The sequence below is a fragment of the Halomicrococcus pelagicus genome (assembly GCF_051917725.1).
Classification (GTDB): domain Archaea; phylum Halobacteriota; class Halobacteria; order Halobacteriales; family Haladaptataceae; genus Halomicrococcus.
In genome coordinates, this window is the sequence record NZ_JBQBLX010000006.1 from 225257 (window position 1) to 237750 (window position 12494).

Consider the following 12494-nt stretch of genomic DNA (forward strand, 5'->3'; position numbering starts at 1 on the left):
CCGGTTCTTTGCCGGACAGCGAAAAGAAGGCCAATGCTATGAGCGAGTTTTCGCTGAAAAGTCAAGCGAAGTTCGTCCTCGGAAAGAAAGCACTGAAGGCGGGATACAAGCGCTACGGAATCCCTGGCGCGGTCGCCACCGGGAGTGCTGCCGCTCTTGGGTACGTCATCGTCAAACGTGCACTCAAATCGAGTACGGAGAGACAAAACGTTGCATCCGTTATTGATGTCCAAGCCCTTCAGTCACAGATCAGTGCAAACGGACTCGACACAATCACAGACCGTGAGACGTTGGACGCGGTCATCAACGAAGAAGAAGCCAACACAGAAATAGAGATTGCGGACGTCCAGACCGAAGCCGCGGAGGAAACCGACGAACTGGATACAAATCCGCCTGAAGGAAATGAGGACGGCAGCCAGCAGTCAGCAGCTGCTGGGTCGGATGCGAGCGCATCCACCGGCTCGATCACCGAGGAAACCAACGACTCGCCGTCGGCAGCCGAGCCATCAGAAGCAGCCGGACCTACGAGCAGCGACGATGATATCTCTCCTGAGACGGAGAACGACAGCGAGAATGGTGGAGTCGAGCCGTCGCCTGGTGAGAAGAGTGACGCCAGTGCGGCCGCTGGCTCGGACGCAAGCGCATCCACCGGCTCGATCACCGAGGAAACTAACGACTCGCCGTCGGCGGCGGAGCCATCTGAGGCAGCTGGCCCCTCCGAGAACGAGGACACTGTCCACCCTGAGTCAGACAATCAGGATGAAACCGAGTCCTGATTCCGTGACTTCGTATACTACGATGGTTCTGCCCAGTGCGTTCTGGAAATAGGAAGCTCCACCCTCACCGAGCGACCACAAGCGAGCGAGCAGGGCAGAGTAGTTCACTAAGTGCCTTGAACAATATCACTGGGGTCAAACAACGAGAGATCGTCACGGTCATTTGCGGCGGTTCGAAGCCCGTCTGAAAAGCCAGAGCGGCTAAAACAACAGTAGTGGTATGTTGGCTCCGTCCCGTTGTCTGGCGTCCAGCGGATTTGTGCTGCACTCCGCTCAAGATCGGCGAGATCGCCCTCTGTCATCTCGCGTGACGTATACTTGCACTCGCCTGCGACAAGCGTTCCATCACTTGCGAGGCCAACGACATCGAGTTCATGCTGCTGGTGCCACCAGTAGCCGATTCCCTGGTACGTTTTCGGTATCAGTGAGGGAAGCGCATCCTGGCAGATGATTTCGAACATCGACCCCATGTAGTCCGTGAACGTCGGCGCGACCAGTTGCTCGTACGCATCATCGCCGAGCTGGACAAGCTGGTCCTCCTGGCCATAGACATATCGAAACCAGAACCGGAAGAGCGGTTCTCGCAGTCGATACCGGCTCTTCCGTGTCGAATTCGGATTCGCCGTCACGGGAATATCGCGCTCAACCAATCGCAGCCGCCGAAGTTTCGAGAGATACGACCCAAGCGTGTTCGAATCGACGCCAGCAAAATCCGCAATTTCGTTTGCCGCCCGCTTGCCAGTCGCAATTGCACGCAGAATCGTATAGTAGGTCTGTGGCTCGCGAATCCCGAACTCCGTCCGTAGCAGGAACTCGGGCTCATTATGCAGGACGCCATGTTCAGAGAGAACATGCGATTGAATGTTTTCTGCCAGTGACTTCGACGGTGTGAGCGCTCGCAAGTAGTAGGGTGTTCCACCGAAGACACCCCACGACTGAATCGTTGTCTCTGGATCAGCACTCGGATAGAACTGCCGGGCATCCGCCAGCGAGAGTGGCGGTAAGTCAATTACACCTGTCCGGCGACCATACAGCGGGCTGCCACCGCCGAGCACTTTCTCTTCCATCACGCTAATCGACGATCCAACCAACACAAGCGTCATCCCCGTCTCCTCGAGATGCATATCCCAGACCCGCTGAATCTTCGACGGCAGTGCATCGTCCGACTCAATCAGATACGGAAACTCGTCAAGAACAACAGTTGCATCCTCTCGGCCAAGTGTTCGGAGGAGCGCTTCCCAGTCACGCTGGATGTCATCTACAATCGGAACGACATCGCGCGCTGTCTCAACAAAATTCGCAAGCTGTGCGTCTGGCGTTTCCTCCGTCGCCTGCCAATAGACCGCCGTCTCTTCGTCGCGTATCGCCTCGCGAACGAGCGCGCTCTTCCCCAGCCGACGCCGACCATATACAACGATCAGCTCAGCCGTCTCATTTTGGAACCGCGACCGTAACATATCGAGCTCCGATTCGCGATTCACAAACCGCGGATGTGCCATACAGCGACTACACGCCGGTGATAGATAGTAGTGCCGATTATCTAAATCGTGATTTTACTAATCGTGATTTTACTAACGGTGCCCAGATTTCAGGATTCTCGATACATGCAACCTCCGCGCTCGCTAGTATGTTCTGCTAACCTCGGGGTGGCGTGAGAACATCGGGCCCCTCACTCATCCCGATCTCACCGCGAGCGGTGATATCACAACCCCGGGTGTTCTCGTCGTCCAACTCACGCCGGCACCACCCTGGGAGGGGGCTGGAACGCATCGCTGACCACGGTCGGTTGCAGGAATACCAGTCGAAATCCCGTTCTAATTCCTGGGTATAGAAACTTAATCTAATTGTCTATTCAAGCAATCTTTATACGGATTGTGACGGTAGATGTCCGTACGACAGCCATTGGAGTGACGGACGACCACCGGGAGTCCGGAACGGCACTCGCTTTCCGCTCTGCGTGTGGTTTCTCGTTCTGCGTGCAAGCGATAGCTAGTTGGCGTGAGCGTCCCGTGGTGTTTTCACCGGCCCCATGGATGGTCGCAGAGTGTGGACGAGAACAACAGCGGTGATTGTGATATCACTCACGACCGGGGGTGTCTCGGGCTGGTGAGCGTCGAGTTCACTGGACACTCAGTGTCCCGGCGGCTGCTGGCACCCGGCAAGTGATATCACTCTTTTTCTTATCTCGATACTTCTCTCTAGACTCATCAGAAAATCACCTTCACTGGTTAGCAGTGTTCGCGCTAAAACTTGACCGGAGAGATACCAACATATAGTCCAGAGACTATAGTACAAACTAAACAACACTCTTATGCACGACAGAGACTAAAGCGAGTACAGACAATGGCATCTACAACTGCCAAGAAACCGCTTGACTGCAGATATGGCTCTTGTATAAGCGCAGCCGTGATTGAAGCGCTCGAACAATACAACGGCATCGACCCGCACGACAGCGAGTTCCGACTCTACGATCTGATCGACCCTGATGCACTCGATACGCTCTTCAGCTGCCAGCAAACCACCGGTCTCTCTATCGAGTTCGACATCGACGACGTCACTGTCTCCATTTCGCAGGCCAACGACGACATCCAGGTCCGAGTCATCGACGCCGAATAGACGTCGTCACCTGCCGTTCACACCAACGAATCCAGTCGAATCCTTACTATGTGACGCTGTCCAGAGAAACGTCTGTTTAGACGTCGCTCATCAGCGCCCGTTCGATGCGGTCTGAGTACTCATCAGGGAGACTGTGCTCTATTGGCGAACGCTGACGCTACGGGCACTCGGGCGAACGCCGTCGTCGTCTTTCTTCGATTAGTTGCCAGTGATGGCGGCGACAACGGCGTCGTCGAGCCGGTTGATGAGATCGGTCGTCACATCCGCTGGCAGGTCGTCGACCGCTTCGAGCGCGTCGTGCAGGCGAGCGTGCATCACGTCGAACGCGGTCATACTCTCATCGGCGTGGTCGATCTGGTAGTCGCCTCGCTGGAGTTCAGTCGCGTACATGCGGCCAGTCTGTTTTGCCCGCGCGATATCGGTCAGCCAGCGGCCGAGATCACGTTGCCACTCCTCGTGCAGGTATTCATTCTCGTCATCTTCGTCGACGTCAGTCGGCTTCCAGGCGTCGAAGTCGGTGATGGTGCCGGCACGTTCGGCGACAGAGTAGGCAGTGTCGAGTTCCGCATGGAGGCGTGTCCGGAGACCGTCTTTGCTGCAGTAATATGAGTCGGCGGTCGGATTCGGATTCTCGTATAACTGGTTCGTGACGAGGTCTGTGTAGGTCTCGCGAATGTGCTCCTCGCCACGTTCCTGCTCGTTGTCCGTGACGTGATTGGTGAATTGTCGCGTCGAGTGGGCCTCTATCTCGAATTCCTCGAAACGCCTGAGACAATGCCGTACGCTGACAGCACTGACGAACAACTGTACGGGCCCGCTTCCTCTTGGTCACACCGACCTGAGCCCTCAGACTGAACTCTATCGTCCTCTCTCCACTTGGTGACCGCCGCGATCAGCCGACGTCGCTGGCAACGTGGCCGATCGAATAGAGTCTTCTCACCCTGTTTCATCACAGCGACACTCATGGCCCTGCGACGATCGCCCGACGACAAAGGCATGAATCTCTCGGGCGAGTGCATATATCGCTTTGGCACGGTCCGCTGTGGCGAGCCCATCCTGGTAATATGTTTTTGCTCGATGGTCGCGCCAGAGATCTGCGAGATCGTCGGCAGTTGATTCGGCAAAGACGCCCGCTGTGGCCGCTTCTCGATACACACCCGCATGTGTTCCCGGAAGATTATCCGGCTGCATCGTCCCTCGCTCAAGCAGTCGGAACTCGACTGTCCGTTCAATCGCGACGAACGACGCCTCGATGACGAGTGTGTAGTAGTCTGCATCTTGGAGCGCCTCGGCACCGGCAAGCAATCGACACGCCTTCCGTAGCTGCAGGAGTGCTGCATCTGCAACATCGAGTCCCGGTTCGATCGTGGTGGGTCGCCGGTCAAATGCGGCCTGTACGTCGTCGATAAGCTGTTCGATCTGTGTACTACTCATTGGTGAACACCCTCTTCCGGAGTGACTGCAGTTGATCACTGCCGTACACTGTAATTCCCTCCGTGAAGATTTCGCGGAGCTGTGATCCGGCTCGCCGTGCGCTCTCCGCCGATTCGACGTACGGTTCAAATTCAAAACGTTCCCCCTCGAATCGTTTCTCACCGAGGTCGGCAACGACGTCTGTCACGATACGTCGAGCACTCGTCCGGTCGCCGTCAACGACGACGAACAGATCGATATCGCTCTGCCGATCTGCCTCGCCCCGAGCGACACTGCCAAAGACAACGATGCCGAGGATAGTGTCGACATCGTCAGCGTCAGCGATCTCTTCTTGAACGTGGTCTATGAACGCTCGCACCGGTGCATGGAATTCTGACTGTTCGATCGCAAGGACTGGATCATCTTTCCGGAGGCGCTCCGGATTGATAGCGACATAGTTTCGCTGTGGTGTCTCTCGGACCCGAACGGCACCGATACTGTCGAGCAGGTTGACAGCCCGCCAGACCGTCGACCGAGTGACGTCTGTCGCGTCAACAAGCTCGGGAATTGTAAACTCCGATTCATGGGCATCGGCTAGCAGCCGGAGGATCTCGTCTGCTGCCCCGATGCGAAACACATCGGTGTCTGGATATGCATCGATGCAGATCGTTACATCTTGTCCCGCCATTTCAGACACTATCTGATATCACGCAACGACATATAAATAAGCAGCGGAGATACACCGACTACCCCATGGAGGCGATTCAATCGATGCTATCTTATCCAAGTAACAGGCGCTAAAACCTCGTCCTTTAGCGCGGGGAGGATGTCACGCGGCAGAGAGGATGGCGTGTGATACGTGGATGCCGCCGCCGGACTGCCCAGCATCGATTCGTCCACTCCAACCGGACGGCCGCCCTGCTACCCTTCTCGCCCCTCGACGTTGCCGAGGCCGGGAATGGCAACCCGCTGCTCGACGACCGACATCAGCTTCGACGCCGAGAGGACGAGACCGAGATAGAGCAGCGCGGCCAAGGCGTACATCGTCGTGAATTCGAACGTCTCGGAGGCGATGGCGTCGGCGCGCTCGAACAGTTCGGGAACGGTGATGAACGCCGCTAGCGACGAGTACTTGATGAGGTAGACGAGTTCGTTCGACCAGCCGGGTATCGCGTAGCGGAGCCCTTGGGGCAGGACGACGTACCGGATTCCGGTGAGTTTCGACATCCCGACGGCGCGGGCGGCAGTCAGCTGTCCGGAGTCGACGCTCTCGATGGCTGCCCGTATGTACTCGGACTGGTAGGCAGAGCCGTTGATGGTGAAGCCAATGATAGCGATCCAGACGGCCTGGCCCGGGACGAAGCCGACACCCACGAGCGGTAGTTCGCGTATCCACGACGACAGCCCCATGCCGTAGTAGAGCACGAACAGTTGGGCGAGCAGCGGCGTCCCGCGGATGAGTTCGGTGTAGCCGAGCGAGAGCCAGGCGGTTCGGTCGCCGTACACGCGCATGACTGCGAGAGGGACTGCGAGGACGAACCCAAATACGATGCTGGTGACCGTTAGCAGGACGGTCAGCCACGCGCCCTGCGCTAGCGCGGGCAGCGCCGACGCGCCGGTCGCGAGGAACGAGAACAACCCCCCGAGTTGCGCGAGTGGCCAGCCGAGGACGCCGAGGGCGTCGGCAGTTGCCGCCATCGATTCGGCGACGCTGGCGAACGTCGACGCCGGGATTAGCGGTTGGCCGGACGAAATGACGGCCCCGTCCAGCAGCCAGTCGTTGGCCCACCGGAAGAGAAGCCAGCCCCAGAACAGCGCGGCCGCCGCAACGCCGAGCCACTGGCGGAGTTCGTTCGGGCGCCAGTACGCGCGAGCTCTCGCGCGCCGAGTCGCGTCACTCATGGTCGCCGTGGGCAACGCTGAGCCGACCGAGGAATTCCTCGGTCCGGGACTGCTCGGGGTGTTCGAACAACTGTTCGGGCGGCCCGCGTTCGACGATAGCGCCATCTTCGAGGAAGGTGACGGTGCTGGCGGCCGACCTCGCGAACCCCATCTCGTGGGTGACTACTAGCATCGTCATGCCGCGCTCGACCAGTTTACGCATCACGCCGACCACTTCGCCGATGAGTTCAGGGTCAAGCGCGCTCGTCGGCTCGTCGAACAGCATCAGCTTCGGCTCCATCGCCAGCGCCCGGGCGATGCCGACCCGCTGTTGCTGACCGCCAGACAGCTCCGCCGGATAGGAGTCGACCTGGGCTGCGAGGCCGACCATCTCCAAGTGCTCGTCGGCTCTCTCCCGGGCCTCCCCCTTCGAGAGTCCCTTGACTCGGCGGAGCCCGAGCGTGATGTTTTCGCGGGCGGTCAGGTGCTCGAAGAGGTTGAAGTCTTGGAACACCATCCCGACGTTCCGCCGGAGTTCGTTCACGTCGACGTCGGGTCCCGTAATGAGTTCGCCGTCGAGGTAAATGTCTCCCGCGTCGACCTCCGTGAGGCGGTTGACGCACCGCAACAGGGTCGACTTCCCGCTCCCGCTCGGGCCGACGACGACCTCGACGTCGCCCTGTCCCATTTCGAAACTCACGTCCCGGAGGACGCGCTCGTCACCGTAGCTCTTCGAGAGGTTCTCGACGCGTAGTAAACTCATGTGGAATCACCAGTTGGAATCGCAAAGATGCGGCCGACGTAGTCCAGCGTCCGGTTCGTGGCGAACGTCAGCACAAAGTACACCGCGCTGGCGAACAGGATGACCTCCAGCACGGCGTTGGTGTTCTGGACGAACAAATCATTGCTCCGTGTCAGCAGCTCCGAGAGGCCGATAGCGAACGCAACGCTTGTGTCCTTGAGGACGATGGTGAACTCGTTCTGGAAGCCCGGAATCGACCGGCGAAGCGCCTGCGGAACGACGACGTGGCGAATCGCCCGCAGCCGTGACATCCCGACGGCGCGGGCGGCCTCCATCTGGCCCTCGTCGACGCTCTGTATCGCACCCCGGAAAATCTGCGACTGGTAGGCCGCACTCCGGAGCCCGAGCCCCAGGACGGCAGCGAGGAACGCGCTCTCGATCGGCGTCCCGAAGTAGGCGAACAACAGGATGACGACGATAGGCGTTCCTCGAAGGACGACACCCGCGGTCTCGACTGCACCACTGGCGTACCGGCCTCCGTACACCTCGACGGTCCCCGCAGGGAACCCTACGAGCAAACCGAGCAAGATGCTGGCGGCAGTCAGCGCGACGGTCAGCACCGTCCCGCCCAGCAGGTACGGGACGTTGTCGAATACGAACGCCAAGTCGCTCGACAGCAGTGGAGTCAACACGGCTCTACGAGTCGCTAAACCATTTGTTGCGGATCTCTGTGTACTTGCCGCTGTCGCGCACCGCCTTCAGGCCGCTGTTGAGTGCCTTCTGGACGTCGCTGGCACCATCGCGCACGCCGAAGCCGTACTGCTCGCCGGTCTTGTGCGTGAACGCGATGGAGACGTCTCGCTTGCTCCGGAACGTCTGGGCAACCGGCTTGTCGACGACGATGGCGTCGATGTTGCCGTTGACGAGGTCTTCGACCGCCAGCACGTAACTTCCGTAGGAGTTGTAATTCGACTGCTTGAGCTTCCCCGGCGAAAGGAGCTCGTCCTTGATGATGCCCTCGCCAGTCGTCCCTTTCTGGGCGCCAATGGGGTGGCCCGAGAGGTCGCCGAGTTTCGACGGCGAGAAGTTCCCGCCCTTACGCACGAGAATGGTCTGGTCGGCGGTATAGTAGGGGTTCGAGAAGTCGATCTTCTTGTCGCGCTTATCGTTGATCGTCATCGCGGCCGCAACAACGTCGATTTTATCGCTTCCGAGCGCGGGCATGAGCCCCTTGAACTCGAACTCCTCCCAGCCCGAGAGCGTGTACTCGCTCTCCGAGACGACCGCTTCCAGCAGGTCGATGTCGAACCCGACGAGTTCGCCGCCTTGCTTCATCTCGAACGGAGGGAATCCGGGCGCGGTCCCGGCGGTCAACTTCTTGCTTCTGCCGCCGGAACCAGTGATACTGCCCAGACAGCCAGCGGTTCCAGTCAAGCCAGCAACGCCGCTCGCCCCAACGACCTTCACGTAGGCACGACGGTCCATATCGACAGACGTTCTGCGTTTCATACCGCCAAAGGAGGAATAGGATGCTTTTGAACCTTTCTCACTCACGTTCCCGTTCAAAACTGAAATAGATGGTGAGATTCAAGATTATTTGCAAGAGCACTTCGGAACAAAGCGAACCGGCGTCAGCAGGAAATCGACGGGTATTGGACTCTCTCGGAATATTTGATCTCGTTTTTACTTGCTTGGATAGCCGGCGGCCGCGTCGGCCCTACTGGGCCCGTCCGCGGTCTCGGCCTCGTAGGACCCCAGCGTCGTCGCCACAAGTGTTCGACGTCCTTTTGCCTCTCTCCTGTCATGCTATTTCACTCTCGATCCATCATCGCAAGCGGCATCTGTTAGTGTATTCTACTAACCCGGGCCAAAAGTACTCTCTGGACGTTTAACTTCTCAGCGACAGCTCCCCGGTTTCAGTGATATCACATCCCCGGGTGTTCTCGTCGTCCCAGAGACGCCAACAACCCCCCGGGACGGGGATGTATTGCACCGCTGCCCACGGTCGGTTGCAGGAATACCAGTCGAAATCCCGTGCTAATTCCCGTGTATAGAAATTTAATACAATCGTCTATACGAGCAACCTTTGTACTGCTCGTGACTCTAGACGTCCGTACGACAGCCATTGGAGTGACGGACGACCACAGGGAGTCCGGAACGGCACTCGCTGTCCGCTCTGCGTGCGGTTTCTCGTTCTGCGTGCAAGCGATGGCTAGCTGGCGTGAGCGTCCCGTGTTGTTTCCACCGGCCCCATGGATGGTCGCAGAGTGTGGACGAGAACAATAGCGCTGATTGTGATATCACTCACGACCGGGGGTGTCTCGGGGTGGTGAGCGTCAATTTCAGTCGACACGTGGTGTCCCGGCGACTGCTGCCACCCGTCGAGTGATATCACTCGCGTCGGCCGACCACCACGTCCGATGCAGCACCGAGCGTTCCACCGTGTCGTGTGTCACGGTGGACGGCGGCCGGCACCAACATGCCGAGGCCCAGTCGCCGCGGTAAGATCGTTGTTCACGCTCGTGAATCGGTCGTCAGCTTTGTCTCGTTCGACACTGGCACCGAACGCGTCAGTCCGGTGACTCGGTAGACCTCAACCGTGACGCGACGAAAACCAGTCTCACGATTCGGCGATCAAACAGAAGTTCGGTGCATTCGTACGGTCACGTCTTTGGGCCCTGTTAAACCCGAGACATCCCGCGATCGCGTGATCGACGTAACCTCACTGGCTGGTCCTCTTTACAGTCTCAACAACTGAGGTTCACAACCGAAGCAGAGTTACCTACCGTTGATCCCGACCGGGCTCTCACCCATGTTTTTCTCACACGCTGTCGTAGCTATCTCATGCCGACTAGAGACACGGATACCGAGTCTGCTGGACAGGGCGATCAGCGACTAGGCGACTTAGAAGCAGGTCTGTTTTCAGTCGAGGGGAACCCACTGGTGCGTTGGATACTAATCAACGGAAATCGGTGGGTCGTCTCCGCGGTTGCCGTGATACTCACCGGTATTGGACTCGTCGGAATTGGTGTGGCCTGGACGGACGAACTCGCAAACCTATTTACGGAGGGGCAGGTGATTCAGACAATTATTATCGCGCTTTTTAGTGGAATTATTCTGCTCGTATCCATCGCTGTCTCGGTGAATTCGATCGTTCTTTCACAGGAAATTACTTCACTCGGTGATCAAGAAGAGGAGATCGATGAAACATTCTCCTTTCGTGACTCGGTCAAAGAACAAACCGATGCAGATGTCAGTCCCGCTCGCCCGGCAGCGTTCCTTCAGGTGATTTTCGACGCGATCCAAACCGACGTACAAGAACTTTACAGTAGCATCTCAAACGATAACTCAGCACTTTATAATCAAATCAGGGAAGTGAGATACGACATCGAGAAACAGGTTAAAAATGCTGAAGGCCGCTTGGAGAAGGGGGAATTTGGGACGGCAGAGGTGCTGTTCGTTGGAATTCAGTATGATTACTCACGACAAGTCTATAGCATCCGTCAACTTCAGGTTGAACACAAAGAGACGCTTACGGATAGCCAGCAGGAGAAGATTGACGAGCTTATTACAACGCTCAAATATTTCACGATCGGTCGGGAGTATTTCAAGACACTCTACTTCAAGCGAGAGCTGGCAAACCTCTCTCGCGGATTGCTTATCATCTCCTTTCCTACCCTTGTATTCATCACATATGCGATGCTTGCACTCAGTGCAGGACTAATACCAGAGTTCTCTCTCTTCGGCACCCCATCGATCATCTGGTTTGTCGGATTCTCCTACATCGTGGGGTTGGCCCCGTACGCATTGTTTTCAGCATACATACTCCGAACATCCACAATAGCTATCAAGACGCTTGCGGCTGGTCCATTCATTCTAAACGGTGGTGACTCATATTGACAAATTAATCACAATAAATCGCGGTAACTAATCAGAGTTTAATTCGATCAAGTGAAGTCGTAGTAAGGCTTGGCCGGATTAAAATAACTGGCCGAATACATTTCGAGTTTCTGGTGGTTCCGTTGGGATGTCGAGGTCATACGGGTCGTCCCTCACTCCGCTCGCAGCCACTGATCAGTTGGCGATAATCCGGGCGATCCAGACGATCGGGATCACCGGGATGGCCAATCCAGTAATCAGAAGCACGATAGCGATCACTACCTTCTCGCCGCGACTCGATTCATGCCATATCGACTGCCGCAGATCATCGACCGCCTGTGCCGTTCGTTGAATCAGTCCAGCCACACATGGTGCTGCAGGTATAGAGACGGAAAACCTCACGGGCTGCAATGGCTGGTCAACCTCATTTCCCACACTCGTTAGTACATTCTACTAATCGAGATCAAACTGAGATACACTCCGGGCGGTTCATTGCTCGGCGATAGTCCTCTCGATGCCAGTGATATCACAACCCCGGGTGTTCTCGTCGTCCCAGAGACGCCACCTACACCCCCGTGGCAGGGGTATAATTTCCCGTAGATCACGGTCGTTTGCAGTACTATCGGTGGTAATCACGTGCTGATTCCCTTGTAGATAAATTTAATACAATTGTCTATATGAGGAATCTTTATACGGCTTGTGACGTTAGATGTCCGTACGACAGCCGTTGGAGTGACGGACGACTAAGGGGAGTCCGGAACGGCACGACACTGCCGCTCTACGTGTGGTTTCTTAGTCTGCGTGCAATCGACGATTTGTTGGGGTGAGCGTCTCCTATTGCTTCTATCGGTCCTATGGGTCAGTGGCGGAGCGTGGACGAGAACAATAGCGCTGATTGTGATATCACTCGTTATCGGGGGTGTCTCGGGGAGGTGAGCGTGGATTTCATTCGACAGCTGGTGTCCCGGTTGCTGCAGACACCCGGCGAGTGATATCACTCCCGTTCTTCTCTGGATACTTTTCTTCAGACTCGTCAAGGAAATCACCACCAGCGGTTATCAGTAATCGCGTATCGCTTGTCTTGGCGGTAAAATACGGACATATAGACATCAACAAATAGTCTGTTTGGAATATAGTGAAGAGGGGACAACACTCTTATAGGCGTCAGGGACCAATGGAGTATACGT

11 protein-coding genes and 1 pseudogene are annotated in these 12494 nt (G+C 57.0%); 3 read left to right on the top strand and 9 right to left on the bottom strand.

What is annotated here, in order from left to right:
- Positions 1 to 38 precede the first annotated feature (38 nt).
- Positions 39 to 776, top strand: coding sequence for a hypothetical protein (locus ACTF4R_RS17040; RefSeq protein WP_440009058.1), 738 nt, complete (start codon positions 39 to 41; stop codon positions 774 to 776).
- A gap of 107 nt (positions 777 to 883) precedes the next feature.
- On the opposite strand, the gene ACTF4R_RS17045 is transcribed toward ACTF4R_RS17040, so the two are convergent.
- Complete coding sequence (locus ACTF4R_RS17045; RefSeq protein ID WP_440009060.1) at positions 884 to 2275, bottom strand: ATP-binding protein; 1392 nt, start codon at positions 2273 to 2275, stop codon at positions 884 to 886.
- A gap of 844 nt (positions 2276 to 3119) precedes the next feature.
- Between ACTF4R_RS17045 and ACTF4R_RS17050 the strand changes: the two genes are divergently transcribed.
- Entirely contained in the window at positions 3120 to 3392 is a 273-nt protein-coding gene (locus ACTF4R_RS17050; protein ID WP_440009061.1) for a HalOD1 output domain-containing protein, read from the top strand.
- 198 nt (positions 3393 to 3590) lie between these two features.
- Here the strand turns inward: ACTF4R_RS17050 and ACTF4R_RS17055 are convergent, their stop codons facing one another.
- The 7 genes and pseudogenes from ACTF4R_RS17055 to ACTF4R_RS17085 form a co-directional block, all read right to left on the bottom strand.
- Entirely contained in the window at positions 3591 to 4196 is a 606-nt protein-coding gene (locus tag ACTF4R_RS17055; RefSeq protein ID WP_440009062.1) for a hypothetical protein, read from the bottom strand.
- Positions 4197 to 4328: 132 nt separating this feature from the next.
- Positions 4329 to 4826 (bottom strand): DUF8154 family protein, encoded by a 498-nt coding sequence (locus ACTF4R_RS17060; RefSeq protein WP_440009064.1) that lies wholly within the window; start codon positions 4824 to 4826, stop codon positions 4329 to 4331.
- On the bottom strand, positions 4819 to 5493 hold the full coding sequence (locus ACTF4R_RS17065; protein ID WP_440009067.1) for a nucleotidyltransferase domain-containing protein: 675 nt from the start codon (positions 5491 to 5493) through the stop codon (positions 4819 to 4821). The genes ACTF4R_RS17060 and ACTF4R_RS17065 overlap by 8 nt, the downstream gene beginning before the upstream one ends.
- A gap of 233 nt (positions 5494 to 5726) precedes the next feature.
- The gene (locus ACTF4R_RS17070; RefSeq protein WP_440009068.1) at positions 5727 to 6707 is read right to left on the bottom strand and encodes an amino acid ABC transporter permease; all 981 of its coding nucleotides are present in this window, start codon (positions 6705 to 6707) and stop codon (positions 5727 to 5729) included.
- A complete protein-coding gene (locus tag ACTF4R_RS17075; protein ID WP_440009069.1) occupies positions 6700 to 7449 on the bottom strand; it encodes an amino acid ABC transporter ATP-binding protein in 750 nt (249 codons plus the stop codon). Before ACTF4R_RS17075 ends, ACTF4R_RS17070 begins: the two co-directional genes overlap by 8 nt.
- A pseudogene (locus ACTF4R_RS17080) lies at positions 7446 to 8099 on the bottom strand (amino acid ABC transporter permease); the annotation flags it as partial. The pseudogene ACTF4R_RS17080 and the gene ACTF4R_RS17075, both read right to left, overlap by 4 nt.
- A 25-nt stretch (positions 8100 to 8124) precedes the next feature.
- Positions 8125 to 8937 carry a basic amino acid ABC transporter substrate-binding protein gene (locus ACTF4R_RS17085; protein WP_440009070.1) on the bottom strand — a complete coding sequence of 271 codons (813 nt, stop codon included), beginning with the start codon at positions 8935 to 8937 and terminating at the stop codon, positions 8125 to 8127.
- Between the two features lie 1335 nt (positions 8938 to 10272).
- Here ACTF4R_RS17085 and ACTF4R_RS17090 point away from each other — a divergent pair.
- On the top strand, positions 10273 to 11328 hold the full coding sequence (locus ACTF4R_RS17090) for a DUF7972 family membrane protein (protein WP_440009072.1): 1056 nt from the start codon (positions 10273 to 10275) through the stop codon (positions 11326 to 11328).
- A 174-nt stretch (positions 11329 to 11502) separates the two neighbouring features.
- On the opposite strand, the gene ACTF4R_RS17095 is transcribed toward ACTF4R_RS17090, so the two are convergent.
- Positions 11503 to 11673, bottom strand: a complete 171-nt coding sequence (locus tag ACTF4R_RS17095; RefSeq protein WP_440009073.1) for a hypothetical protein — start codon at positions 11671 to 11673, stop codon at positions 11503 to 11505.
- Between the last annotated feature and the right edge of the window lie 821 nt (positions 11674 to 12494).